32 protein-coding genes are annotated in these 21,923 nt (G+C 56.2%); 12 read left to right on the top strand and 20 right to left on the bottom strand.

What is annotated here, in order from left to right; genetic code table 11:
- Positions 1-48: 48 nt before the first annotated feature.
- The 11 genes from ACZ1JV_RS18905 to ACZ1JV_RS18955 all read right to left on the bottom strand — a co-directional run bounded on the left by ACZ1JV_RS18905 (position 49) and on the right by ACZ1JV_RS18955 (position 7,554).
- A complete protein-coding gene (locus ACZ1JV_RS18905; protein ID WP_465150055.1) occupies positions 49-420 on the bottom strand; it encodes a DUF3168 domain-containing protein in 372 nt (123 codons plus the stop codon).
- Positions 417-824 (bottom strand): hypothetical protein, encoded by a 408-nt coding sequence (locus ACZ1JV_RS18910; RefSeq protein WP_465150056.1) that lies wholly within the window; start codon positions 822-824, stop codon positions 417-419. The genes ACZ1JV_RS18905 and ACZ1JV_RS18910 overlap by 4 nt, the downstream gene beginning before the upstream one ends.
- Positions 817-1,164 carry a head-tail adaptor protein gene (locus tag ACZ1JV_RS18915; RefSeq protein WP_465150057.1) on the bottom strand — a complete coding sequence of 116 codons (348 nt, stop codon included), beginning with the start codon at positions 1,162-1,164 and terminating at the stop codon, positions 817-819. Before ACZ1JV_RS18915 ends, ACZ1JV_RS18910 begins: the two co-directional genes overlap by 8 nt.
- A complete protein-coding gene (locus ACZ1JV_RS18920) occupies positions 1,164-1,412 on the bottom strand; it encodes a hypothetical protein (RefSeq protein WP_465150058.1) in 249 nt (82 codons plus the stop codon). Before ACZ1JV_RS18920 ends, ACZ1JV_RS18915 begins: the two co-directional genes overlap by 1 nt.
- Positions 1,413-1,420: 8 nt before the next feature.
- A complete protein-coding gene (locus tag ACZ1JV_RS18925) occupies positions 1,421-1,966 on the bottom strand; it encodes a head-tail connector protein (protein WP_465150059.1) in 546 nt (181 codons plus the stop codon).
- Entirely contained in the window at positions 1,966-2,178 is a 213-nt protein-coding gene (locus ACZ1JV_RS18930; RefSeq protein ID WP_465150060.1) for a hypothetical protein, read from the bottom strand. Before ACZ1JV_RS18930 ends, ACZ1JV_RS18925 begins: the two co-directional genes overlap by 1 nt.
- Positions 2,179-2,264: 86 nt before the next feature.
- Entirely contained in the window at positions 2,265-3,425 is a 1,161-nt protein-coding gene (locus tag ACZ1JV_RS18935) for a phage major capsid protein (RefSeq protein WP_465150061.1), read from the bottom strand.
- A 79-nt stretch (positions 3,426-3,504) separates the two neighbouring features.
- Positions 3,505-4,140 carry an HK97 family phage prohead protease gene (locus ACZ1JV_RS18940; protein WP_465150062.1) on the bottom strand — a complete coding sequence of 212 codons (636 nt, stop codon included), beginning with the start codon at positions 4,138-4,140 and terminating at the stop codon, positions 3,505-3,507.
- Entirely contained in the window at positions 4,137-5,447 is a 1,311-nt protein-coding gene (locus tag ACZ1JV_RS18945; RefSeq protein ID WP_465150063.1) for a phage portal protein, read from the bottom strand. The genes ACZ1JV_RS18940 and ACZ1JV_RS18945 overlap by 4 nt, the downstream gene beginning before the upstream one ends.
- Before the next feature lie 47 nt (positions 5,448-5,494).
- Entirely contained in the window at positions 5,495-7,105 is a 1,611-nt protein-coding gene (locus ACZ1JV_RS18950; RefSeq protein WP_465150064.1) for a terminase large subunit, read from the bottom strand.
- Positions 7,105-7,554 (bottom strand): phage terminase small subunit P27 family, encoded by a 450-nt coding sequence (locus ACZ1JV_RS18955; RefSeq protein WP_465150065.1) that lies wholly within the window; start codon positions 7,552-7,554, stop codon positions 7,105-7,107. The genes ACZ1JV_RS18950 and ACZ1JV_RS18955 overlap by 1 nt, the downstream gene beginning before the upstream one ends.
- A 44-nt stretch (positions 7,555-7,598) precedes the next feature.
- Between ACZ1JV_RS18955 and ACZ1JV_RS18960 the strand changes: the two genes are divergently transcribed.
- Positions 7,599-8,186 (top strand): hypothetical protein, encoded by a 588-nt coding sequence (locus ACZ1JV_RS18960; protein WP_465150066.1) that lies wholly within the window; start codon positions 7,599-7,601, stop codon positions 8,184-8,186.
- A gap of 115 nt (positions 8,187-8,301) precedes the next feature.
- Here the strand turns inward: ACZ1JV_RS18960 and ACZ1JV_RS18965 are convergent, their stop codons facing one another.
- On the bottom strand, positions 8,302-8,541 hold the full coding sequence (locus ACZ1JV_RS18965) for a hypothetical protein (RefSeq protein ID WP_465152607.1): 240 nt from the start codon (positions 8,539-8,541) through the stop codon (positions 8,302-8,304).
- Positions 8,542-8,669: 128 nt separating this feature from the next.
- Positions 8,670-8,930, bottom strand: coding sequence for a hypothetical protein (locus tag ACZ1JV_RS18970; RefSeq protein WP_465150067.1), 261 nt, complete (start codon positions 8,928-8,930; stop codon positions 8,670-8,672).
- A gap of 69 nt (positions 8,931-8,999) precedes the next feature.
- Between ACZ1JV_RS18970 and ACZ1JV_RS18975 the strand changes: the two genes are divergently transcribed.
- Positions 9,000-9,320: a hypothetical protein gene (locus ACZ1JV_RS18975; protein ID WP_465150068.1), complete on the top strand. Its 321-nt coding sequence runs from the start codon at positions 9,000-9,002 to the stop codon at positions 9,318-9,320.
- A gap of 141 nt (positions 9,321-9,461) precedes the next feature.
- On the top strand, positions 9,462-10,277 hold the full coding sequence (locus tag ACZ1JV_RS18980; protein ID WP_465150069.1) for a hypothetical protein: 816 nt from the start codon (positions 9,462-9,464) through the stop codon (positions 10,275-10,277).
- A gap of 472 nt (positions 10,278-10,749) precedes the next feature.
- On the opposite strand, the gene ACZ1JV_RS18985 is transcribed toward ACZ1JV_RS18980, so the two are convergent.
- Both ACZ1JV_RS18985 and ACZ1JV_RS18990 read right to left on the bottom strand, forming a co-directional pair.
- A complete protein-coding gene (locus tag ACZ1JV_RS18985) occupies positions 10,750-11,190 on the bottom strand; it encodes a hypothetical protein (protein WP_465150070.1) in 441 nt (146 codons plus the stop codon).
- Between the two features lie 158 nt (positions 11,191-11,348).
- A complete protein-coding gene (locus ACZ1JV_RS18990) occupies positions 11,349-12,266 on the bottom strand; it encodes a DNA N-6-adenine-methyltransferase (RefSeq protein ID WP_465150071.1) in 918 nt (305 codons plus the stop codon).
- A 782-nt stretch (positions 12,267-13,048) separates the two neighbouring features.
- Here ACZ1JV_RS18990 and ACZ1JV_RS18995 point away from each other — a divergent pair.
- The gene (locus ACZ1JV_RS18995) at positions 13,049-14,542 is read left to right on the top strand and encodes a hypothetical protein (RefSeq protein WP_465150072.1); all 1,494 of its coding nucleotides are present in this window, start codon (positions 13,049-13,051) and stop codon (positions 14,540-14,542) included.
- Positions 14,539-14,832, top strand: a complete 294-nt coding sequence (locus ACZ1JV_RS19000; protein WP_465150073.1) for a hypothetical protein — start codon at positions 14,539-14,541, stop codon at positions 14,830-14,832. Before ACZ1JV_RS18995 ends, ACZ1JV_RS19000 begins: the two co-directional genes overlap by 4 nt.
- A gap of 67 nt (positions 14,833-14,899) precedes the next feature.
- Here the strand turns inward: ACZ1JV_RS19000 and ACZ1JV_RS19005 are convergent, their stop codons facing one another.
- From ACZ1JV_RS19005 to ACZ1JV_RS19025, 5 genes are all read right to left on the bottom strand, one after another.
- Complete coding sequence (locus ACZ1JV_RS19005; RefSeq protein WP_465150074.1) at positions 14,900-15,751, bottom strand: hypothetical protein; 852 nt, start codon at positions 15,749-15,751, stop codon at positions 14,900-14,902.
- Positions 15,752-15,854: 103 nt separating this feature from the next.
- Positions 15,855-16,079, bottom strand: coding sequence for a hypothetical protein (locus ACZ1JV_RS19010; RefSeq protein ID WP_465150075.1), 225 nt, complete (start codon positions 16,077-16,079; stop codon positions 15,855-15,857).
- Between the two features lie 171 nt (positions 16,080-16,250).
- Complete coding sequence (locus tag ACZ1JV_RS19015) at positions 16,251-16,667, bottom strand: hypothetical protein (protein ID WP_465150076.1); 417 nt, start codon at positions 16,665-16,667, stop codon at positions 16,251-16,253.
- On the bottom strand, positions 16,664-17,527 hold the full coding sequence (locus ACZ1JV_RS19020) for an AAA family ATPase (protein WP_465150077.1): 864 nt from the start codon (positions 17,525-17,527) through the stop codon (positions 16,664-16,666). Before ACZ1JV_RS19020 ends, ACZ1JV_RS19015 begins: the two co-directional genes overlap by 4 nt.
- A gap of 759 nt (positions 17,528-18,286) precedes the next feature.
- Positions 18,287-18,700 carry a hypothetical protein gene (locus ACZ1JV_RS19025; protein ID WP_465150078.1) on the bottom strand — a complete coding sequence of 138 codons (414 nt, stop codon included), beginning with the start codon at positions 18,698-18,700 and terminating at the stop codon, positions 18,287-18,289.
- 286 nt (positions 18,701-18,986) lie between these two features.
- On the opposite strand from ACZ1JV_RS19025, the gene ACZ1JV_RS19030 reads away from it, so the two are divergent.
- From ACZ1JV_RS19030 to ACZ1JV_RS19060, 7 genes are all read left to right on the top strand, one after another.
- Complete coding sequence (locus ACZ1JV_RS19030; RefSeq protein WP_465150079.1) at positions 18,987-19,313, top strand: hypothetical protein; 327 nt, start codon at positions 18,987-18,989, stop codon at positions 19,311-19,313.
- A 108-nt stretch (positions 19,314-19,421) separates the two neighbouring features.
- Positions 19,422-19,589 (top strand): hypothetical protein, encoded by a 168-nt coding sequence (locus ACZ1JV_RS19035; RefSeq protein ID WP_465150080.1) that lies wholly within the window; start codon positions 19,422-19,424, stop codon positions 19,587-19,589.
- A 221-nt stretch (positions 19,590-19,810) separates the two neighbouring features.
- Positions 19,811-20,116, top strand: a complete 306-nt coding sequence (locus tag ACZ1JV_RS19040; RefSeq protein ID WP_465150081.1) for a hypothetical protein — start codon at positions 19,811-19,813, stop codon at positions 20,114-20,116.
- Between the two features lie 19 nt (positions 20,117-20,135).
- Positions 20,136-20,492: a hypothetical protein gene (locus ACZ1JV_RS19045; RefSeq protein WP_465150082.1), complete on the top strand. Its 357-nt coding sequence runs from the start codon at positions 20,136-20,138 to the stop codon at positions 20,490-20,492.
- A gap of 76 nt (positions 20,493-20,568) precedes the next feature.
- Positions 20,569-20,934: a hypothetical protein gene (locus ACZ1JV_RS19050; RefSeq protein WP_465150083.1), complete on the top strand. Its 366-nt coding sequence runs from the start codon at positions 20,569-20,571 to the stop codon at positions 20,932-20,934.
- Positions 20,921-21,292: a hypothetical protein gene (locus ACZ1JV_RS19055; protein ID WP_465150084.1), complete on the top strand. Its 372-nt coding sequence runs from the start codon at positions 20,921-20,923 to the stop codon at positions 21,290-21,292. The genes ACZ1JV_RS19050 and ACZ1JV_RS19055 overlap by 14 nt, the downstream gene beginning before the upstream one ends.
- 151 nt (positions 21,293-21,443) lie before the next feature.
- Positions 21,444-21,893, top strand: coding sequence for a hypothetical protein (locus ACZ1JV_RS19060; RefSeq protein WP_465150085.1), 450 nt, complete (start codon positions 21,444-21,446; stop codon positions 21,891-21,893).
- Positions 21,894-21,923: the final 30 nt, after the last annotated feature.

Here is a 21,923-nt window from a genome sequence, read left to right on the forward strand (position 1 = left end):
CCAATAAGTAGTCTACAGACTATTTATTCAGGAGCGTTATTTGAGGGATTATACCGGCTGCACGAGATAGCGGAATTCGATATTCGCGTGTCCGATCTGGTTATCCTTTTCAGTCAAATATCGAGTTTCTTCATGCCACGCCTCTTCGGTCCGAAAGCCGTTCAGTTCGAGTTTCTGATCGAGGGCTTCGGAGATTGTCGCGGCAAGGGCTTTGTGATCGGGTTTCCGGGCGAAGGCCGAGACCGTCACAAAGCATTCGTACATTTCGGCGGATTCATTCTCGGCAAGGATTTGGTCGTCACCGATCACCACCCACGGGAGCGATGTTTTGGCCGGGACCGTGTGATAGACGCAGTCGAGACCGGCGCCTGTAAGCGCGGCGAAAACGGCCTTATGGAGCGGAACGCTAGGGTCTTTCATATGGCGAGCGCCTCCTTCAGCGCTTTGCGCATAGCGCGCCGCAGTGCGGTGCGATGGCGCTTGCGGAAAATCTTGGTCAACGGGACCCAGAACGGATTGGCGGGAACGTGCGAACCGTCCGCCGCGACATGGCCGAATTCCAGCGCCACTTCGTATGGAAGTTCGACCGAGCCGATCGAGACTACCTGTTCCATGAGACGGGGGTCGCCTGGTTCGACCTTGATGGTATCGGCAATGTGCGGCCCGTCTTCCGATCGAGGTGCGATCTGGCGCCCACGCTTTGCCATGGCCGTGGCTGATCGTTGGCCCGTATCGTCGATCGCGTCTCGGACAATCGAGGGCAGGTTGCCCAAGCGCCGGGTGAAATCGTCGATCGCCTTTGTGTCCACAACCCGCTTAGTCATTGAGACCACCGCGTTCGGCGATGATGTTGACCTGGCGCCCGCGACCTTCGAGATCACCCACCCACTTGATATCGTACGCGGCACCGGTTTCATCGATCATCCGATCGCCAACGGAAATGTCTGCCGTGTGGATGCGCAAAACGACATCGTATCGAGTGATGCCCGATGCACGGGCGGATCGGATTTCTTCGCCACCGCGTTCGGCCGCGATGTATGCGCGCACCGGGCCGACAGCGGTGTCCCAGACATCGACGATACCGCCCATATCGTCACGAAGCGTGGATCGACGCTCGATCGTGGCGCTATGGCGAAATTCCCCGGATCGCGGTGGCGTGTACATCACTCGTCACCGTCATCGCTAAGGGCCGCGTCGAGAATTCCTTGAACTTCCTCTCGAATGAGGTCCCCGCGTGCAGCAATATCGATGAGATCGTCTTCGGCGAAATCCGAGTACGCGGCAAAACCACGGACGATCGCGATTTCGGCAATATCGTCCTCGACTTCCCCTTCGTAATGGGCGCGGAATGTCGTGCCTACCCGTTCGGTGGCAGCGTGATGATAGTCCTTCTTGAAAAACACCTTCTTCATGAAGGTATTTATCCAAAGGCGCGATAACGTCCGAGGATCGCTTCGACCGCGAACGGGACGACCTTGAGATCGACCGATGCGACCGCTTCCCGGTTCTCATAGAGATGGGAAATCAGCATCATCGCCGCATGTTTGAGATCGGCCGGGACGGTCTCATAGCCAGCGGTGAACGTCACCTTCACCTTGCCGACATCCGATCGGCAATGGGGGAGGTATCGCCCCACCACGCGGGCGGGGGTACTGTCGAGATCGGCGGAATAGAGGGTCGGATCGATGACCTGGCCATCGACGGTGATGGTGTCGATCGAGCGGACCGGGCAGAGGTCGATATCGAAGCGTTTCGGCAAGTGATCCATCGTCAGGACCCATTGCGACGGTAGCAGGGCGATCCCGGCACCGTTCGGCCCTTCGATATAGCCGGTGGCCACTTCGATCAGATGCGCGATGTAAGCGTCATCGAGATCATGCATGACACGCAGATGATCGCGCGCCTCGGTGAGCGTCAAAAGCGCCTCGCTTGGTGCGGTGACCCGCGTGACACGCAGCCAGTCCATTATTTCGACACCTTGGTCCGGCGACGGGTCGCGGTTTCCTTGGCGGGAGCGACAGCGGCTGTCTCGATTATCTCGGTCGCGGTCGCGGGTTTCGTGGCGGCGACTTCAACGGCTTCGGCGATGCCGAATTCGATCCAGCGGGCGCCTTCATCGGTGGTGACGATATCGCCAGGCTTGTGGTTGGTAGTGGGGCCGACAAGGCCCGATTTCATGCGGACTTTCATGTCGATATTTAGGCTCGCACGAAAAAGGGCGGCCCTTTCGGACCGCCCCAATCGTTGCCATGAAGGCTGGCGCCTTATGCCTGAACCAGCTTCTTGATCGCGCGGGGATCGGTGACGATCGAGTCATAGCGACCGAAGCCCACGAACCCGACCTGGTCCGAAGTTGCATAGCGCTCATCGAGACGCTTCACGCCGAACGCCTTGACGTTGCGAACAGTGAATTTCGAGAAATCGCCGAACAGGATCGAGGTGGCGCCGGTTGCGACATCGGCCATATCGTCGTTGATGTAGAACTCGCGACCAAGGATGGTCGGAGCGACACCAGCGATAAGCGAGGGCTGCCACAGCGGTCGGCCTTCGGCATCCTTCAGAAGGCGGATCACCTTGAAAGTCTGGTCGTTCAGCATGAACTTGCCATTCTTGCGATAGGCCGAATTCAGCGAGTGCTCCAGGTTCACTAGGTCGTCATATGACACGGCATTCGCAGCGGCCGACGTGACGCCGAGGCTGGCGCCGGTCACAATGCCCATGGGCTCATTGGTGCCGCTACCGACAGTGAACATTTCGTTCAGAACGCGGCCAAGTGCTTCAGCCATCGCGTCACGCACGATCGCTTCCGGATTGATCGCAGCATCCTGAATCAGTTCGTTCGAAAGACGGATCACGTCAGACGTGAACTTGTATGCGCCGAGCGTTTTCTGACCGAACGCCAGGTTCTTTTCGGCGGCTTCCTCGCCTTCGCCGATAATACGGCCTTTGTAGCCGGTGCCATCGAAGGTCGAAATCGGGAGCGGGTTACCGCTGTCCGTGGAAAGGTACGTGACCGGGCCGCCTGCGGCGAGGGGGCCATAGTCTTCCAGTGCCTTCACCAGTTCAGGATAGAAGCCGGTCGGGACAAGATAGCCACCACCGGCCTTCGTCGCGATGCCCTGTGCGCGGAACTCGGTGTCACCATCGACGCCACGCAGGTAGCTGCGGAACGACGCGGCCATAGTGTCGGCCTTGCGCTCTTCGACCACGCTCGATTCAACCGGCAGGCGATCGACAGCGGCCTCCCAAGCGGCCTTGCGGGCTTCGATCTTATCGAGGTTCGCAGCGCGGGCTTCGAGCGCATCAGCGTCATCGAGCATACGCTGCGCTTCAGCGAGTTTGTCGTCGGTGTCGTTTTCCGCGATTACATTCGCGGCCTTGTTGGAAATCTCCAGCGCCTTTGCGCGAAGTTCGGTAGCATTCATTAAAATATTCGCTCCAAGTCATGAAATGGGTGCGAATTATTTAGCTTCGCGACTTCAGTTCATGATTTTGGATGTGTTGTTACTTAATCAGACGCCGTGTTAGGGTTCGTTTCATCAATTCAATGCGCAGATTGTCATTCTCTGCTTCTGGACTTTCCATTTCGAATTTCACTTCGACCTTTGCTGCGCGCCAAGATTCCAAGGAACGCATTGCGGCTTCGGTGGCGGGGTATGCGGGGCTGATGACGAAGCTGATTTCGAAGAGATCGACTTCGATCAGCGTGCGCTCGATCGTTCCGTCGTCGAGTTCGCGCCAATTGTCTTCGCGGACGCGGAAACCAAAACTCATACGAAGGTCACCGTCACGCAGGGCGTCCAACTGCATTGGGTTCATGCGCGTGGTGTCCAGGCTGAACGACAGGCCGTGATCGTCTTCGGAAAGCACCAGTTTTCCACTGGACGTTGAGCCAAGTGGCTGGTCGTCCCGGTGCGCCCACAACGCGAAAACGTTAGTCTCGCCAGCGGCGGCCTCTTTCAGCGATCGAGCAAACGCACCTGGCGCGATGCGTTCGACGAAACCGCCAAGGTCATGGGAATCGGAATTGAAGACGGCTGCGTAACCGGTGGCCTGGCCTTCGTGATCGTCAGTCTTTGCGCGAATTTCGACGCCGGAAAGCGGGAAATGGCGGGTTTCGTTCGTGGTTTCGGTGATCATGCGACATCCTCTTGTTCTGTTTCGTCGGCCTGGTCGGCCGGATCGTCTTGTGTGGTGTTTGGGGCTGGCGCCGGGGTGGGTTCCGGCTCCTGAAGCTGTCGGGAAAGGGGCACGCTGGCTCCCTGGATGAACAATTCGTCGCCGCCTTCCTTCGCTGGCAGGTTCTCGAAGGCGCGAGCCTCATTTGGCGTGTAGATCGCGGCGTTGACGGCTTTCTGGAGCCCTTCCATGCGTGCGGAGAAATCGCCGCGCAGAAGGCCAGCCATCGAGAATTCGACGTATCCCGAGTTATTGCGCGGACCGAACAGCTTGCCGTTCATTTCCTGCTCAATCGCCTTGATCAGCGGGGTCAGGGTTTGCTGCGCAAAGCTGAGATTCTGTTGCTCGACGTTCGAGTATGTGCCGCCAGACAGGTCGTGCAGGACTGCCGGTGCGACGTTGAAAATCCGCGACGTTTCCGCGAGCATGAACTTGCGCAGTTCGAGCAATTGCGATTTCGCCGGATCGAGGCCGATCGGGTCAAGGGAATGTCCGGTCGGCGGAACAAGGATCGATGATTTCGATTTGATGCTGTTTCGCAGCGTTTCGTAAATGTTCTCGCCAGCGCGCGCCGCCGCTGTTGGCGACATAGTATCGGCCCTTGAATTCAGCGCGAGGAGTGGGACACCGCCGTTTGCGAATATTTTGGCCGAATACGCCTGTGCCGCGATCATCAACGCGATGGCGTCTCGATTGGTCGTGATCGGGTTGAAATGATCGACGGCGTTCCCGGCCGGACAGTGCACAACGTCGATGATGTTTGCGGCATCGTAAGTGACCGTACCGGTCGATAGCACGTAGCGGTAAACTCGCTTGACCTTGTTTCCTTCAAGCGTCTGCTCGACCGTCAATTTCGACCCGTCCAGCGGGTACAGGCCGATTACACGACCGGCACCGTTGCGGGAGATCAGAGCCGTGGCGCGCCCCGCCAGTAGAAGTCGGAAAACCAGCCATTTGAGGAATTCGGTGGCTGTCTGGTAGTCGTTCGGTCGATCGTGAACGATGTAGTAGAGCGCGTTTTTGGCGTCTTTCACTGCGCCGTCCGGCGTACGCTTGTACAGGTGCAGCGGGAGGGCCGCGATTGTGCCAGAAATGACGTTGACGGCCTGCCAAATGGCTGTGACGCCAAGCGCTTTTTCTTCGGTAACAGCTTCGCCGGTGACAGCACCGATCGTCCGGAACGCTTCAGACCATGCGGCAGCGTCGGTCAGGGAAACGGTAGGATTTTCGAGGGAGCGCGCTTCCTTCGCTTCGAACAAATTGAACATGCCGATATTTATCTTTCGTCGGCAGATGAATGCGCGTCAGTGGCAGATTAGAGAACCGTCATGCGATAGTCCGGGTCTTCCCATGGAGAGATTAAAGTCGCCACTTTACGTTCGCGTGTTTTCAAACCTAGGGCCATCGCCAAGGCAACAGCACCGTCGATCTTGTTCCTAGACTTCGCTTTGTCGAACGTCCTATTTCCCTTTGAGTCGGTCATTACTAGTGCGTTCATCACGCACATCGTCAGTAGCGGGTTGCCGTCATGGACAAGCGTCTTCGTCACGATCGCCTCTTCGAACGCGGTGACGGCGGGCGACATATCGACCCACCCCTGGCCCCAATCGACTATTCGCAGGGCACCGCTTTGACGCTCGCCCTTCACCGGGAAAAGGCCGATTTCTTCGAGATGGTTCATCAATTCGGCGGTGAAAAACCGGTCATATGCGAGACCGAGGACATCGTATTGGGCGGCAAGTTCCGCGATCTTTTCCGCGATCGTGCGCGGCTTGATCATGGCGCCGTGCACGGTGTCGAGCCACCCCGTCTTCGCAAAGGTGTCGTATGGCACACCATCCCGCGTCGCATGTTCGGTGACCAGCGAAAGGGGTTTCCAGAACCAGGCTTTCACGCGGGTGATATCGTCGGCGCTGATCATCAATAGCGCCGTGAGGTCATCTCGCTTCGACATGTCGAGCGCGAGGTACACCGGCTCACCAGGCAGGAATTCGACCGACTTCTTTTCCGGCGCCCGCACGCTCTTCCATGCCGATTGGCTGATCAGGGTCGAGTAAGGGTTTACGCGCTGGTTTAGATACCGCTGGCGGAAATTCGCCTCTTTCTCAGGTCGGCGGGCCGCTTCGGCCGCAGCATCGGCAATCTGTTTCCGGGGCTTCCACGTGGCGAGCGTGGGGTTGGCCTTCAGCCACTGCGCTTCGTCCAGGATGTCGCAATCTTCATCGGCCGCGTACAAGTGGCAAACCGTGGTCGGATCGAGCTTGTTTCCGTTTTCATCCCGACGGAGGCCATCGTCGATCATCAGCGACAAGGGGTGCAGTGGGTCGGTCGTCTGCGTGGAAATGACCACGGCGAGAGGGCGCGCGCGAAGCTGCTGACTGTCGTACAACACATTCCAAAGTTCATCGTCGCTGGCTTCGCCGAATTCATCGTACACGAAGAAATCCGCGCCAAGGCCGTGTTTGCCACGGTTCGAGGCCGAAAGAGCACGGTAAACCGACCCCCTGCCGCGTGCGCCGCTCGACTTAACCAGGATACGCGATCGGCTCTCGACGATCTTCAGGTGTTTGCGAAGTGCCGGAGCAAACTCCAACATCTTCACGACCATGTCGAAAACGACCTTCGCCTGCTCATGGTCCACGGCAGCGCTGTAAATCTGCGCGTTTGGCTGCGATTCAGGGCCGATCAGGGTCGCCAACACCAGGCCGCCGACTAGCAGCGACTTGCGGTTCTTACGGGCCACCGACAGCACCGCGCGGGATACCACCGGCCGACCGTCTTCGCGGACAGGCTCGTAAATGTCCCGGACCCAGTCGATTTCCCACTGGTCGAGCACGATCTTCTGACCAACGGCGGGGCCATCCGGGATCGTGAGCTTTTCGATGAATTCGATGACGCGATCGGCGCGCCCGGTGTCGCGCAGCATCAGTGAACCAGCGAAGCGAACTCGTCTTCGTCTGCGTCGGTATCGGCCGCGATTTGCTGCCGGGCGATCGGGTCTAGACCAAGCCGCGCGCCAAGCGTAGCGATCAGGCGAGCGTGGTCCGCTTGCAGTTTGAATGCGGGATGGACGATCAACTGCCCCGTCGAACCGGGGATCATCGGCTCGAAATCCTTGGCCGAAATCATCCTTGTCGCTGTGCGGTGATTGGAGACCGCTTCGCAATACGCGGCGAGGATATGCGTATCGGCCGCCTTATAGACCTCGACCGGCATGGAATCGACGAGGCGTTTCCAAACTTCCTTTGCGGTCTTGGTCATGTCCTTCGGCGGAACCGGCGTGCCTACTGGCTTCGGTTCTTTGTCGTTCAGAGGACGCTTACCGGGATTTCCGGATAGCCGTTTGATGTGTGTGGGGACTGCTGTATTGGGCATTGCCCAATATTTAGGCACCGTGTAAAGACCGGGTGGGGGTGCCTATGACTGCAAGTATTTTTCCATCACTTATTATTGCTGCATTCACTTTTTCGACCGGGTATGGCGAATATACGCCACACGCGGGCGGAATGGCGGGGCTCACGCGTGACGAACAACGATATATTCAGCGCATAACACCGCAAATTGATGCGTGTGATAATGCGGAGTGCAAGCAGAACACTGCGATGAAGGCCTTGGAGATTATAAATCTCAGAAGGGCGCTTAACGCCACTTTCGTCGCGCCTGCTCTTTTCGACGCTCTGCGGAACCCGTGCGAAACCCTTGATACGGACCTGGACGCTCAACTGACGTGCTTTCGGGCCAGGAAAGGCATTACCTTTGAAACTGGCATGAAGCTGGCAGGTTTCACACGGGCTGGAATCACCAGGGCGGGCTATTCGCAAATCCGTATTGGTATGCAGATGAAGGAAATCGAATTCATCCTCGGCAGCATGGGAGATGAGGTCTCCTACGTATCGAGCGGTGGCTATTCCATCGGGAGCTATCGTTGGCAGGGTAAGCGCGGGACCATCATCGTGACATTCAAGGACGATGAAGTCAGCGGCAGAACGCAGGTGGGCCTGTTCTAAAAATAACTTGCTGAACTGCGGCCGTTAAAATTCGACTTGGCGGCCGGTCTACCGGGGTGGCCCTTCGTGATCGAACCACCCCCTGCCCGCAACGATCGGCGGGCGGCATGCACCTTTATTTAGTGTCACACGCAATATTCGTGCGCGTCGTTGCATTCCGGTGGTTGGGGTGGTTCGGATCGATGGGGTAACCGTCGAGGTCCACCGCACCGTGGTATCCGGATCGCTCTTCACGCTGCTTGATGGCGGAGTGGCACGACTGACAGAGGGGTTGAAGCTCACCGGCGAAAAGGTCGAGGTCACCTCGATGGGCCACGATGTGGTCGGCCACGGTCGCGGCGGTCACGCGGCCCATTGATGCGCAATATCGACACAGTGGCTCCGCCGTAAGCAGTGCCAGCCTTCGGTCACGCCATGCCTTGGTATTGTACAGGCGGCGATAGGCTTTCGCGTCTTCGCTGCGATCGTCACGCCTCACGATGACTAACCACCTGGCAGGCCAGGGAGCACAGGAGCGGGAACCACCGACTCGGATTGCTCGGTGATGTAGTGGAGGTGGCAATAGTCGATGACGCTAGCGGCGAGGTCGTAGATCGCCGCGATCGCAGCCTCAGGCTTCATCGTGGGTGACCAGGACTGAAGCCGGTTGAGCACCAGCATCGCAACATCTTCACGGGAAGGCGCGTTCATGGCTTCACCTTCCCGGCCTTTCGCCATGCGCCAATCGTGAACGAGGTCGTCCATACCGCGATACCGACCATGCTGGTCGCGGTGATCGCACACGCGACATCCAGCGCAAGCGGCACGTAAGGGATGAGTGACAGCAAGCTGGCGGCGCCGAACGCCAAGCCATTCACGATGCCGATCGCCTTCAAGGTGTCATTCACCATCGTCGCCAAGTTCCTGCACCATCGCATGGAAACGGCCCTGCAACCGCTGGAAATCGAGGACATAGGCTTCGGTCGCGCTATCGTAGAAGCGACCGTATCGCCGTTCGTTCACGAGAAAAAGGAAGTCGGCTTCCTGGCCTGGCAGGAGCGAAATTCGGCCATCGAACACGTCGAGGCACCAGAGTTTTGCGGACATGCTGATCTGTCCGTCTTCGTCATAGAGTTGATCCATGTCGATATTTAGCGTCGGCCGAATATCGATCCGCTTTCTCGAATGTTCTTAAACAAGTTCTCCCCCACTTCGGGTACGGACAAACCTAATTTGTCGGATTGCTCGTAGAGTCCGAGGAGCATATCGTGACTCAAGGATTGGAGGAGCCTTGTTATGCGGTTATTTCAATTTCCCTTGCTCACCTTGCTTCTACTAGGCGCACCGGCATCTGCGAACGACGACGACCTGATCGTACAGCATCGAAAGTTGATGGTTTCGGCAATTCTGGCTAACAACGCCACACTGGTGGAAAAGTTGTTATCGACGCCATACGTGGATGTGAATGACGAAAATCTTGAAAATCACATGACGTATCTCGATTATTCGATTGGTCGCAGTGCTGAGATATTTGACGTACTGATCAAAAATGGCGCCGACCCAAACCATTATGCGACGAGTAGAATTCCTCCGATCATGGAAGCCATCGACCGCGATTTGAGCAATTCTGCCGAAACCCCGGGATTTTGGACGAAAAAACTCCTGGAGGCTGGGTCGCAAGCCGATTTCGATGGAGTAAAACAACAACCACTTGGGCGTGCGACATGGCATTGCGCAGGTCAAAAACCGGCGTATCCCATCGTCTTGGCGCTTCGAAAAGCACACGCCAATGTGAATTTCTACGGTTCTTATGGCGGCACTGCACTGTATGGCGCAACATCTTCACTGATCGGCAACCCTAACCCCGACGTGGAGGATTGCCGAAAAATCGTAGCCTTGCTTTTGGACGGCTCATCCATCGGGGAAACAGATAAAGCCGATCCGGCAATTAGGTTCGGCGGGAAGCTTCCCATTACACTCACCTATCTTTGCGGGCGGGAAGACAAGCTCGCGCCTACGCGGACCACACGACGCGCGATGGCAAAATTACTTCTAGATGCCGGGTCACCGCCGCCCGAATTTGATGGTCGATATTTCAAACCGGAGTGCTGACCCGCCGGTCCATCACTGAGATTTTTCTGGGGTGTGTGGAAAAACTCAGCGGGTCTTCCCGCTCCCGCCCCCACTGTTTATGGGTGAGTCGTCGGCCGCTATTCATCGGTACGGCATGAACCATAGGAGAAAAACGTTGACGTTTGCGAACGTTTGCCTCCTGCTTACGCTGCTCATTGGGTTCGGGACTTTCGTCCTGAAACTGGTCGAAATCTGCCGTAAGTAAGGGGATACGAAGAGGGGGCGGGCGGCAACCTGTCCCCTCGAAACCCCACAAAAAGATGGACCCCCGCACGGCGGCAACCGTGGGGGGTCTGATCTACCACGGGTCGAAACACCGTGACGTTTGCCCTCGCAATTTACGCGCAGGGCGTAAGATATTCAAGACAGAACCGGGGCTGTCCGCTGGATCAAAACACTATCCCCGCGTGTTCGTCGCGTTCCTGAAATTTCGGACGCGAGCTTGCCTATCTTATTCTTCGCCGAAGTATGCGTGCAGAGAGGCATGTGTAACCGGCGTGACAGCATACCGCCCTATGTTGTCAGGCGCCGAGGTCCAGTCATCCCAAGCAAGCAGAAACGCTTCTTTGTCTCCCGTGATCGTGCGAGTGCGCTTCGTCACCGCACCTTGCCAGGAAGCAAGATTATCGATTTCTACTTCTTGCAACAAACGGGCATCGATCACCGGACCATGGATGGCGATTACCTCAAGACCGTCCTTCGTCGACTGCGAGCATCCAGCAATCAATTCCACAATTTGCTCGGGCTTAAGGTCGACCACGTTTTCGAAATCGTCGTCCGTAAAACCTTCAGGCAAAGCGAAGCCGGTGCGCGGGAAGAGTAGAGCCTGCAACTCTGCTCGCGTTGCTGGTGAAAGCCTGCTAATATCGCGGGCGCTAAGCGTTATATTCACGGAATTTCCCTTCGATGGATGTGCTTACACTAGAGGGGGTCGGTGCAACGGCCCCCTCTTTCGCATTGTGTTTCACTCATAACGGCAAGTCAATCGAAACTTTGGCCTGATGAAATGTTGAGTTCATATCGCCAACTCGCAGTTTGATAAATCTCAAATCAACGCCTTTGAGGCATGACCGCCTCTCTTCGCACACTCAAACGGAAATTCAGCCACTTGCACTGGGTGAGTTCGGAGACTCGCACTAGCTGTTCTGGCCGTCCGCCGAAGACGCACAACATCAGCGCGAACGGCGCGGGCGGGAGCAACGTGCCGGATGTATGGAAGCGCAACCGGCCGCGAAGGAGCCCAATGTCCGCCACCTCGACCAGGCGATCATGGTAGAAGTTGGAGTCGGAGCGAGCGGGCACCAGGCAGACGATTGTTTTCGCCCTGCCCGCTGACCACTCTTCGTCCGCTTTCCTAAGCCATTTCAACATCTGGCTGAAGGGGGGATTGCACCACACCGTGCTCGCCTCCCACGGCTCCGCCAGGCCGTCACCGCCCTCTTCCAGAATAATCTTCCGCTTCGCTTGGACGAAATCGTCGAGGTGTCCGCAGGGATCGAGGTCGATCTTTCCGAACGCCTCGCCAATGATATCGAGGAATTCGGGCGGCGTAAGCCGACTATCTCGATCGACGATCTGCGCTTGCTGCCAATGGGAACGATCTGGTTTCCGAGGACGAGCTTCTCCGCCTACGACCTCCCAATACTTCAGGAGGCTGGTGACAGTTCCCCGCCCCTGCTCCAAAGCCGAGATCGTCGCGCGAGACAGCCCGGATCGATCAGCCGCTTCCGAGATCGACCAGCCCAAGTTGCCCCGCCGATGGCGCAACTGCTCCAAGAAACTACGCCCACGGGCAAAGCCAGCGATCCGGCATTCTGTCTCGACCATCACACGCAACATCAGGCCAATCGATCCGATGCCAGCTTCAAGACGCGCAATAGCCTTCTGACTCGATCCGACGAGTTCTGCGAGCCGAACTTGTGTTAATCCCTTTCCCTTCCGGGCCTTACGGATTTCGTCGAGCAACATCCGGCGCCCATGCCGGTCGCGATGGTTCCGTTCAAGCCGCACTGCTTATAATCTGGGGTAAAGTGAGGACACATCCTGCGCAATGCCTCTGCAAAGGAAAAGCCGCCCCGTCGTTCAGTACGGAGCGGCTCAATTGCATAAGGAGAGCGGAACGTCGAAACCCATAAACTAACCGCGCCTCTATTTATACGTCACGGTGCAATTCCCTCCAATATAATTTGTCCTTACTTCAAATTGTTTGTCACATCGCGCTATTACCAAGCCCGCGTTTCGCGGGCCATTGACTTTTGTTTGTTCCGAGATCGAGCGAATGCGAGTAGCTGTCATGTTCTCGGAGGCGCGCCAGCGGCGCCGAGGACTTGTCAGTCTATCGGCCAGGGCGAGCGATTAGCGAGTTCTGGTCGCGCCGATCATTGACCAAGAGGCTCAAGCCCTTACCAGGGGCCCTGCCCCACTTCGGCACCAAGGGGCTCAAGCCTTCTCTGCAAACATCCTAAGATGAGGCTTCAGCCTTCGGCGCCTAGTGATCGCACGACGCACTCACGTCCGCCTTTGGCGAACACTCGCACCTCGTGGGCGGTCAATTCCGATTTCTCGGCTCCCCTCGAACTCGAAATCACCGCGTGTAGATAAATATAGGTGGATTCGACCTATTCGTGTAGACTTCGTCTTGTTCGGCATATCTCGATACATGTCACGCAATAATGCATAGAACCTTTATGGATTAAAGTGTGACACGATAGCGCGATGTGACCCCATTATAGCTATTATAGAAAGGACCAATGACCAACATTTATTACTCTGACGACCGCTGCGCGGCGGGAAAATCTTACCACCAGCGCAAAATGCTCGTCACTACTCCCGCACTTCACGTTCTCGCCATCGATCGCCGCGAGATGATCTCCCAGACCGTCATAGCCCTGCGCACCCAGGCCGCTGCCCATTCGACAAACCCGGTGATCGTGACCATCTACAGCCAGGACGCTAGCAACCCGGACGGCACGAAAAGCGTCCGCGTCATGTTAGAATCCATGCCAAATACCTACCCGATGGGCCATGTGATCGTCGTCTGTACGCATGAAGCGATCCGCATGAGCGACCTTTCAGGCTTCACTGGATGGAGCCTCGCGATCGACGAAACCCCCTCGGTGATCCAGCAAGAATCCCTGCAAACCGAGACTCTCGGACACTGGTTCAGTCAACATTACGACCTTATCCCCGACGAAAATGGCCGGAAGTTCTCCCAACTGGTCGCGAAGCCGAAGGGCCGCAGCCTCAAGGCGAGCACCCTCGCAAGCCGCACAGTCCTGAAAGACCTTACGACACTACACACCCGCGTTCTCAGCGGTCAGCCCGTCTACGTCGATCTCACCGATTTCTCGCTGATGGACGTAGCTGGCTGCAAGTGGACCTGGCACTCCCTCTGGCTTCCCGAAAACCTCAAAGCCTTCGAGCAGGTCGAGATTGTCGCCAACGGCTTCCGGGATTCCATCACGGCGAAGATTTGGGAGAACCACAAACCCGTCCACCCCGAGATGGCTTGCACCTTCCTGGAGAAGGACAAGCTCCCGACCCGTCATTTCCGGCACCGCGACATCACGATCCGCTATTTCGCCGAGGAGCATCGCGCCGGAACGAATTTTTGGGACAACACCGAGGAAGGAAGGGCGAGCCTACGCCGGGTCGCAGAATGGCTCGCGCAAACGGACGACGAGGGTGAACCGGTCAACGTGCCTTCGGAGGGTCACGTGTGGTCTTGCAACACGAAGCGCTTTCCGCTTCTCGCCGGAACGCCGGGTAAGTCGATCTCGCCACGCGCCACCGGCACGAATGCCTTCGCCGATTTCACCCACGCGACGATGATCTATTCCGCGAAACCATCGCCGGAAGAAAAGGCAATTTTGGAGACCCTCGGCATCACATACGCGGATGCCGTGAAGGCTCGGGAAACCGAGGATTTGATCCAATTCGCTTGCCGGATCGGCCGCAAGGCGGATTGTTCAGACGATCTCACGGTGACCGTGTACGACCGCAGCCAGGCAGAGGCGCTGCAATCCTATTTCGAGAGCGTCGGCCACTACACCGTCTCGATGAAACTCATCGACCTCGGTTTCGCGACGATCGAGCGGAGGAAACCCGGCCGCCCGAAGTCCGCCACGCTGACACCGGGTGAAGCGGAGGCTCGGAAGCTTGAGGACCGCGAGAACAATCGGCAGCGGAAGGCCGCCCAGCGCGCCCGAGAGAATGCCGAAAAACTGGCCGCAAAGGCCGCATGAAACAATTCAAGCTCACTGAAAGGAAAATGCAAATTGAAGTCCAGGACATTCTCGATGTCCCCGCTACTCTGTGTGATATGATCCGCGAGCATGCCGAGACGATCGGCCGCGCAGACCTTGCCCCCGCGCTGATCACCCAAATTGCCGATGAATTCGGCGACGGTGATCTCACCCCCCTGCTCTTCTGCCGGATCGTCCGGCAAGGTGATCGCCTGGTGATGCTGGTGGAGCCTCACGATCGGCTCATCACGCGGATCACCCGGGCCGTGAGAGAATTGGGGGCTGAATAGCGAAGAGCCCTCTCGGTGTTCCGAGAGGGCTGCTCACAGGAACCCTTTGTGCCGACGCGGAGGCTCCTTACGGTCCGAATGTTCGAGTAAGCCAAGGCTTTTGCAACGGCTCGACCCTGCCGGTCGTGATCACATCTACGATGTGGTCCGCTTGCGACCCATCGATGCATCGCGCCAAAATGACAGCGATTGAAGGATTGCGCGGAAAGCTGATCAAAATCGGCTTACCTGAACCTTTATGGAGGGTCAGGCCATCGTCAAAATAGTCTACGGCAATCAAATTATCGAGCGATACTGTAATGCTTTTATTGGGGCAGGACATTATCAAACGCTTACTAGTGATCGCAAGCGTTCCATACCCAAAAGAGTGATTATATTCCTGACGCACCGGGCTAGATTTGTACGATCCTATTCGATAACTGACACCACGGGCAACGCGAAAACTAACTGAAGAGCCACGCGAGTGGGTACGAACCGTCCGCGTCCTTGTTTCCAGTGCTTCGGCCTCGACGGTAGCGTAACAGACTTCCCCCCGTTTCAAATTGTACGGGCACGAAGCCGCCGATAGCGGGCGCGTTTCGATAATCGCCAGATCGCGAGCCTCGATTAGTCGAGAGGAAATGTTGCTCGGAATAGAATGGCCGTATTTGTCAGCGAGCTTTTCCAACGCAATAAGCGCGTTATCGTCAACCGCACCTGCCTTGAGCATGGCATTTGCAAGCTCTATGAATCCCGCGCTTACCGCTGACTGATACGCTCCGTTTAAACGGTCCGCACGAACATTAACCGCGCGAGCGGCGATTTCATCGAGAGTGATGACCTTGCCTGCCAAGATAGCTGAAAGAACTTCGGGCCGAATAGACTTACGCAACTCCCGCGTAGCCGACCATGCCGAAAACCAGCCAGAAATTCCGCTCATCGCTGCCCCCTGAATTCACACTCTCGATTAAAACTCGAAGGCGAGTTGTCAACCGAACACCGTGCGGGGAACTGGTTATTCGGTTCACTCGCCGCTGGAACCCTCAGACCATCCTCTGAGCCTCGTCCAACTGCTTGGCCTGCCACTCATTGAAACCCGCCACGGTTGAGAGCGCTTTGTGCATGACCATGCCTGTCACGATCGAGCCGAACGCGAAGGCAATCAGCATTACAGACTTGCGCTCGGCCATCCCCGGCAATTGCAGCATGGCACCGCCGCCACAGAGACCGCCCAAAATGGCAAATACAATCACCCAACCTTGCGCCATACTCTTCCTTTTCAACAGACCGACCCGCCAAGGACAGTCGAACGTAGTTAAGGATTTATAGAGCCACCTTACGTAGGTGAGGCAAACATATTTTTAAAATTCAAGCGAGTAGCAGCCTTCGCAGCGCTAGCGGAGCTAACCCCTCACGGAACACCGGGAGGGATTTTTTCATTATGCGGCTCGACGCGCTGCGATACGAGCGACGTTCGCCAAAACCTCACCCGGCTTGTCACCGACACGTTTAGCGAGTTTGACAATCTGGTCTTTCGCCGGACATTCTTCGACGACGAGCCTGCCCCCCATAATCCGCTTCAGCAGGAGATAGCCCTTGATGGGATGGAAGCCATACTTGTCACCGGTCGTCTCACGACGCTGCAACAGGATCGTAAGCGGCTTTCTGCCAACATCGTAGATGTCGTAATTCAGGGACGAACCGCGCCGTTTCTTGTCATAAGACGCGTATTCAGGATCGAGGGCTCCACGCTTGATAGCTGTTCGAATGATAGGTCGAACTTGCTCGATCACGACAGGATCGCAAATTTCTCCGAAATCACCTCGCTCAATTTCAGCGATTAGGCGAATAGTCATGCAAATTCGCTTTCCACCTCGGAGTGATAGAACCTGAGGTCCGGCGCACTCACGATACTCGAAAAGCCTTCAGCTTCAGACGGCGGCACGTACGAAGCCCACATTCTGGCGATCACTTCATCAGGGATATTTCTGTCGATACGAGCGGACTGGCGCAGTTCAATTTCGCTTTTCGCGTAGTCAAAATCGATCGCCACAACACGGTAACGGCGCTGCAGCGACCGAAGCCAGTTGGAACGAGCCCGAGTGGACAAGTTAGTGCGGTCGATAACAATGTTGTCATTCCGCGCAATGGCAGCTTCAAAATTGCGCCGCATCTGTTCCTCGACCTTGGAGAAATCGAGAACGTCGAAAGCTTGACTATACGTAAGCCCGTTTTCGACCGCGTATTCTTCAATCAAATCATCGCTAGAGATGATAGATACTTTGCATCCACGGCTTGCGAGGTACTCGCACTCGAGATTCCGCCAAGTCGTTTTCCCTGCCCCCGGCATGCCAACAAGGACGTATGCGAAAGGCGTGCTATTCGCACTCCGCCGCATACCAGAGATGTGCACGACCTCGTAGTCGTCGCTAGTCAAAATCTCAGCTACCGCAAATTGCTGCGTGCGGGTCAGATTTGCCAAGCAAACGACTGTGACGGGGTCCTGGATGTCACCAGTAAACGGGCATGCGCCCAAATCCTCTCTACAGGTAATCGTAGGGGTTGCTGAATATCCTTGTGAGCGAAGCTGACCGGCAAGCCCCTTCGCTGCCAACATGTACTTATTTTGTGATTCGTCGAAGGAATTTCCGTTGCCGAGGATAACGTAGATAGAGCGATAGGTTTGTTCGATATTCATAAAGACGTAATCATCCATTGCCGCAAGCGAGCAAGGCTAGCGGGGGTTATTTTGCACGTGACCAGACTCCGCCGCCGAACCTCAAATTCGGGAGAGCGCTCGATCGATGAGGTGAAAAGTTATCGAGCAAAGCTAGAAAGCTAGGCGAACGCGCGTCTCACGACGGGCTCGGGCAGAATTACGAACAGGAGCGACCCGTTATCGCTCTGCCTCACACAGGATTTTTAAAACACGCGTCATCGCCTCGAAAATCGAGGTTTTGAGCGATCTAAGGTGTCCGGAAAGCCCGTGCGCCGTTGATGAATCCCCTCTACGGATCATCATCCGAAAGGGCTATCCCCGGTCACGAAATTGGTTGTGGAAAACTTGCATGGTTCCACCGATTATTTACCGGATACTCCAATCGAAAGAGGTATACAAGTCCAAAAATATTCCATCGCGGAATAATCTTCCTGGCACTGTTTCTCAGGAGTACCTCGACCGACGCAACTCCATCCAGACGACGGTGAAGTGATGTGTCGATGCTTGATGTTGGTGGCGATCGCCGCGCTCACCGGCTGCAAGACCGTCCTGGTCGCTCCTACCCTGCTTGCCGTTCCCGACCGCCTGTCGGTGCGTTCCATTTCCGCCCCTCTCTGAATCTAGCGTCTCGCCACAGCTAGACGCGGGCCTACAGGCCGAAACCGCATAGGTGGCTTGGCGCTGCACTATGACGATTTTCTCGAATGTTAGGCGTGTGTTCGGGCAAGCATGGGCGGGAAGACCTGCCGCTGACTGTTAGCCCGCCGCGTTCATAAAGAGCGCCTTGATACTCGCGGCGACGATCATACTGACCACAACTCCGACACCGACCCGCCAGTCATTGTTTTCGAGTTGCATATCGTCGGTAACCAGGTGATCTTCGACCCACCCTTTCCGGTAGGTTGATCGGTGCCAGTAATACATCACGACAGCGCCTGGCACGGGTACGATTGGCCCAAGGATTGCCAGCAACCCGCCGCCAAAGACAATGAAGAGCAACACAGCCCCCACATAGGCGAGCCCGGCGGTCCACACCGCGCGCTTTTCCGGACGTTCGTTTAACGCCACCGTCTTACCGAAAATCCACACGAGCGGCACTTGGACGATAAAGCCCATTCCCGCAATTAATGCCACCAACCTGGCGATTTCGGCAGGCGTTGCCTGGCTCAAGTCATGAAACATATCTGATGGCCCCCGCTAGATGCGGGCCGAATAGCACATTGCCTAAGCCAACGAAACGGCGGCGTTATAGGCGGCAACGCCGTCCAAATCTCCGGTTTCCGAAATGCTAAATACGGAAAATTGGAAACTTTCCCGTGACTCCATCCGCACTCCAAGAATGCATTGCCGCCCTAGCGAGCGCTTGCGAGCGCCTGCGCGAAGAATTTCAGAATCAGATCACGACCGAGGACGCCGTTCGCGAGTGCATCGCGATGCTCGAAGACGGCGGCACGGCATGATCCACACCGTCACCTTGCTTGCTGAGCACTACGATATGGACACATTCCTCTCGCCAGAAATGTGGGCCTGGATGGTAGATTACATCGACGGGAAGTGGTGGATCGAAACGTTCGACACCTTGCCCCTAAGTCCAACGATCGTTTCGGGCGGATCAATCTCGCCGCCGCTAACAAGCGCATTGATCACCGCATCCAAAATCGCGGCCGGATCAATCTCGATTGGTCGGATTACGCCGAGCCGGATGGAATTGTCCTTCAAAACCCGCGTCATCGTGTTCGAAACCGCAGAGGATGCAGGCCATTTCCGACTGCGTTGGGGTTGAGATGAGCGTTGTGCCTGCTATTATGGTTGTTGAGCGCGGCACTCCGATTTTTAGTTGTTTGCGACCTATGAATCCGCCGCGCTCACCCTCCCCAAAACATGAGCACCCATGACGTTCGATGAATTCGACAGCGTCCGCACGCTCGTCCCGATCGAAGATTTTCCGCCTGGAACCGTGGGCGCGATCGTGATGGCCTACAATCACGGCGAAGCGCTATTTCAGTCGATCAGTCGCCTCGACAGCGGCGGCAGGGATGAAATCCAACGATGCCAATGAGTAGACCATAATAACAATGAGACCCATTATAACTAAATACGCAACTTACCAAATTAGTAAGAGGTATATTGAAAATTTGAATTAATATTTTATCCACAGATTAATTCATCCAGACTTGCCAACCATTTCTACCATTCTATTTGGCCCGCTCTTTGCAAAAGAGAGCGCTATGCAACACGATAAGAATGGTCGCCTTACTCCCGATTTTATCTCTGAAGAGGATGCCGCTCGCCTACGGCGCAATATCGATCTACTGTTCGGAGACGGGCAAAGTGGATTGCGGACCTTCGTGGCATTCGAAATGGTCGAGCAATGCCGAAAGGACCAGGCTGATGATCGAAATGGGGCCGCTCGAAAAGTATCTTGCCGCCATGACAGCGCGCCAAAAGGCCCTCGGAATGACGGAGGATGCTGACGCCCTGCGCAACAGCGGTGAGCAGAGAACGCCGGAAAAACGCGAACAACTTCGTCGAATTGCCGCTCGCGCGAAGGCCGCAGGCATCGATCCAATCAAAGCCGAGTACTGACGCCGTGAAAGAATCCGCCGTGACAATCACCCACCAAGGTGATGATCGATACAACCTCGCCGACGCTCGACAGCGCATCACCTTCTCGAACGCGCATATCGAGGACGTTTTGTCCTATCTGCAGAACCGCCACACTGCTCGGGAACCCATCCTTTCCGAGCGAGAGGCTTTGCTCGCAATTTTTGCGCGGAACAGCGAAGCGGAAGCTGCTGTTGAAGAGTCCTATATCGAACTAGACCTCAGAAAATGGACCACGGACCAGTTGGAAATTGACTGCACCGAAGATTTTCTGACGGTAAGGCACGGCCCAGACATCATCGGACGGGGCATCTCGATGTGGGATTTCTGTGAAGCCCTTCATAAGCGGCAACCGTGACATCCCGACAGAGCGTCCGCTCGCCGTTTGACGCCTCCCCTGCATGGGTCGTTCGACGCGCGGCTAAGGATCATTTATGATTCGAGATCGAACTGTTCTCATCGTCGATCACGGTGATGGGCAGTATAGCCTCTTCAACAGCGAGGGTGGTGTCGTCCTGGACCGCGCGTCGATTTTCGAGATCACCCATCTGCTCGAAGATCGGCACGAGCGCTTCTACCCGCCTCCCACTTCCGACGAAATGTGGGAGGCGGCTTGGGAGGGCACGCACCCCCCCTCCGAACCCGATATCGATCTTGGGCTCACGGGGCCAACGATTCTCAAATTGAAGTTGTCCTGCGACACTGGGTTGTTGACGGTGCGGCGCGACGATGAGGTGGTTGCACAGAATGTCTCCATCAGACAGCTATTCGAAGCGATCAAGTGCAATGCCGACGATTGAGTACGACGGAGAATTCGCAATCGTCCCTGCCGGGCTCTCACCCAAAGAGCGACGGGCTTGGACGCGCGCCTACGGCGGGCAAAGGTTCTGCACCACCAGGATGTCGGACGATGAATTTTCGGATTGGCTCACCGAAGATGACGGGGCGGTCGATCCGGAGCGCCTCAGACTCAAAATGACCAAGGCGCAAACCCGAGCTTGGATTCTCGGAGGTGAGGATGTCTCCCCGGATCGCCATCCAGACCGGATGAACGAATTAATCGATGGCGCCCTCACCACCGGCATCGCGATCGGTTTGGAAGGGATGACGCGCGAAGACGTGCTCGCGATCATATTCGGTCACGATCCGAACACATGAACCGCTGCGGGAGTGCTAGCCCCTCACCTTCGCGAGCAAGGTTATCTCAAGAAACGACGAAGGGCGCCCGGCCGTGGCTGTCATATCTCTATTTATTGATCATCAATCCTTGGATGATCTAAGGCGCTCGTGGGCACGCATCAGGGGCATCATGAAAATCATCAGCATCACGGCGGCTGTCGCCGCCATTCTCGTTTCTCAAACCGCGTCGGCAGAGGTCCCGCGCACTCTCGCAATCCTTGTTGAATCCGTGACACCTACAGAAATTGCGTGCGGCGTTACTAACGAATCGATAAAGGCAAGCATTTATTCAGCAATGCGCTATGATCGTATCGAAGTTTCCCAAACAAATACGCCATTCGTATACGTAAATGTTAATATTCTCCACCTGTCTAACGGTCTTTGTGCAGGTAGTTACGATGTCAGCATTCGACAATGGGCGACGATTACGCCATTGACGACCTCAAAACCACTTACGACTAGCGCAGTATTCTGTCAGAAAGGCGGAATATTATCCCGTGTCGGCAATGCAGCAAGCGCAGTCGATGAAAGTCTCAAATCTTCCTTCGATCAGTGCATCGCCCAAATGGCTGAAGGTTAGGATCGTCGGCCTACATCACCGACGATCAAT

The organism is Novosphingobium sp. BL-S-19 (assembly GCF_055521675.1).

What these genes read in the sequence shown, in the direction of transcription:
- ACZ1JV_RS18905 (WP_465150055.1), bottom strand. Translation starts at nt 420, where the DNA reads ATGAAAGACCCTAGCGTTCCGCTCCATAAGGCCGTTTTCGCCGCGCTT.
- ACZ1JV_RS18910 (WP_465150056.1), bottom strand. Translation starts at nt 824, where the DNA reads ATGACTAAGCGGGTTGTGGACACAAAGGCGATCGACGATTTCACCCGG.
- ACZ1JV_RS18915 (WP_465150057.1), bottom strand. Translation starts at nt 1,164, where the DNA reads ATGTACACGCCACCGCGATCCGGGGAATTTCGCCATAGCGCCACGATC.
- ACZ1JV_RS18920 (WP_465150058.1), bottom strand. Translation starts at nt 1,412, where the DNA reads ATGAAGAAGGTGTTTTTCAAGAAGGACTATCATCACGCTGCCACCGAA.
- ACZ1JV_RS18925 (WP_465150059.1), bottom strand. Translation starts at nt 1,966, where the DNA reads ATGGACTGGCTGCGTGTCACGCGGGTCACCGCACCAAGCGAGGCGCTT.
- ACZ1JV_RS18930 (WP_465150060.1), bottom strand. Translation starts at nt 2,178, where the DNA reads ATGAAATCGGGCCTTGTCGGCCCCACTACCAACCACAAGCCTGGCGAT.
- ACZ1JV_RS18935 (WP_465150061.1), bottom strand. Translation starts at nt 3,425, where the DNA reads ATGAATGCTACCGAACTTCGCGCAAAGGCGCTGGAGATTTCCAACAAG.
- ACZ1JV_RS18940 (WP_465150062.1), bottom strand. Translation starts at nt 4,140, where the DNA reads ATGATCACCGAAACCACGAACGAAACCCGCCATTTCCCGCTTTCCGGC.
- ACZ1JV_RS18945 (WP_465150063.1), bottom strand. Translation starts at nt 5,447, where the DNA reads ATGTTCAATTTGTTCGAAGCGAAGGAAGCGCGCTCCCTCGAAAATCCT.
- ACZ1JV_RS18950 (WP_465150064.1), bottom strand. Translation starts at nt 7,105, where the DNA reads ATGCTGCGCGACACCGGGCGCGCCGATCGCGTCATCGAATTCATCGAA.
- ACZ1JV_RS18955 (WP_465150065.1), bottom strand. Translation starts at nt 7,554, where the DNA reads ATGCCCAATACAGCAGTCCCCACACACATCAAACGGCTATCCGGAAAT.
- ACZ1JV_RS18960 (WP_465150066.1), top strand. Translation starts at nt 7,599, where the DNA reads ATGACTGCAAGTATTTTTCCATCACTTATTATTGCTGCATTCACTTTT.
- ACZ1JV_RS18965 (WP_465152607.1), bottom strand. Translation starts at nt 8,541, where the DNA reads ATGGGCCGCGTGACCGCCGCGACCGTGGCCGACCACATCGTGGCCCAT.
- ACZ1JV_RS18970 (WP_465150067.1), bottom strand. Translation starts at nt 8,930, where the DNA reads ATGGACGACCTCGTTCACGATTGGCGCATGGCGAAAGGCCGGGAAGGT.
- ACZ1JV_RS18975 (WP_465150068.1), top strand. Translation starts at nt 9,000, where the DNA reads ATGAGTGACAGCAAGCTGGCGGCGCCGAACGCCAAGCCATTCACGATG.
- ACZ1JV_RS18980 (WP_465150069.1), top strand. Translation starts at nt 9,462, where the DNA reads ATGCGGTTATTTCAATTTCCCTTGCTCACCTTGCTTCTACTAGGCGCA.
- ACZ1JV_RS18990 (WP_465150071.1), bottom strand. Translation starts at nt 12,266, where the DNA reads ATGTTGCTCGACGAAATCCGTAAGGCCCGGAAGGGAAAGGGATTAACA.
- ACZ1JV_RS18995 (WP_465150072.1), top strand. Translation starts at nt 13,049, where the DNA reads ATGACCAACATTTATTACTCTGACGACCGCTGCGCGGCGGGAAAATCT.
- ACZ1JV_RS19000 (WP_465150073.1), top strand. Translation starts at nt 14,539, where the DNA reads ATGAAACAATTCAAGCTCACTGAAAGGAAAATGCAAATTGAAGTCCAG.
- ACZ1JV_RS19005 (WP_465150074.1), bottom strand. Translation starts at nt 15,751, where the DNA reads ATGAGCGGAATTTCTGGCTGGTTTTCGGCATGGTCGGCTACGCGGGAG.
- ACZ1JV_RS19010 (WP_465150075.1), bottom strand. Translation starts at nt 16,079, where the DNA reads ATGGCGCAAGGTTGGGTGATTGTATTTGCCATTTTGGGCGGTCTCTGT.
- ACZ1JV_RS19015 (WP_465150076.1), bottom strand. Translation starts at nt 16,667, where the DNA reads ATGACTATTCGCCTAATCGCTGAAATTGAGCGAGGTGATTTCGGAGAA.
- ACZ1JV_RS19020 (WP_465150077.1), bottom strand. Translation starts at nt 17,527, where the DNA reads ATGGATGATTACGTCTTTATGAATATCGAACAAACCTATCGCTCTATC.
- ACZ1JV_RS19030 (WP_465150079.1), top strand. Translation starts at nt 18,987, where the DNA reads ATGATCCACACCGTCACCTTGCTTGCTGAGCACTACGATATGGACACA.
- ACZ1JV_RS19035 (WP_465150080.1), top strand. Translation starts at nt 19,422, where the DNA reads ATGACGTTCGATGAATTCGACAGCGTCCGCACGCTCGTCCCGATCGAA.
- ACZ1JV_RS19040 (WP_465150081.1), top strand. Translation starts at nt 19,811, where the DNA reads ATGCCGCTCGCCTACGGCGCAATATCGATCTACTGTTCGGAGACGGGC.
- ACZ1JV_RS19050 (WP_465150083.1), top strand. Translation starts at nt 20,569, where the DNA reads ATGATTCGAGATCGAACTGTTCTCATCGTCGATCACGGTGATGGGCAG.
- ACZ1JV_RS19055 (WP_465150084.1), top strand. Translation starts at nt 20,921, where the DNA reads ATGCCGACGATTGAGTACGACGGAGAATTCGCAATCGTCCCTGCCGGG.
- ACZ1JV_RS19060 (WP_465150085.1), top strand. Translation starts at nt 21,444, where the DNA reads ATGAAAATCATCAGCATCACGGCGGCTGTCGCCGCCATTCTCGTTTCT.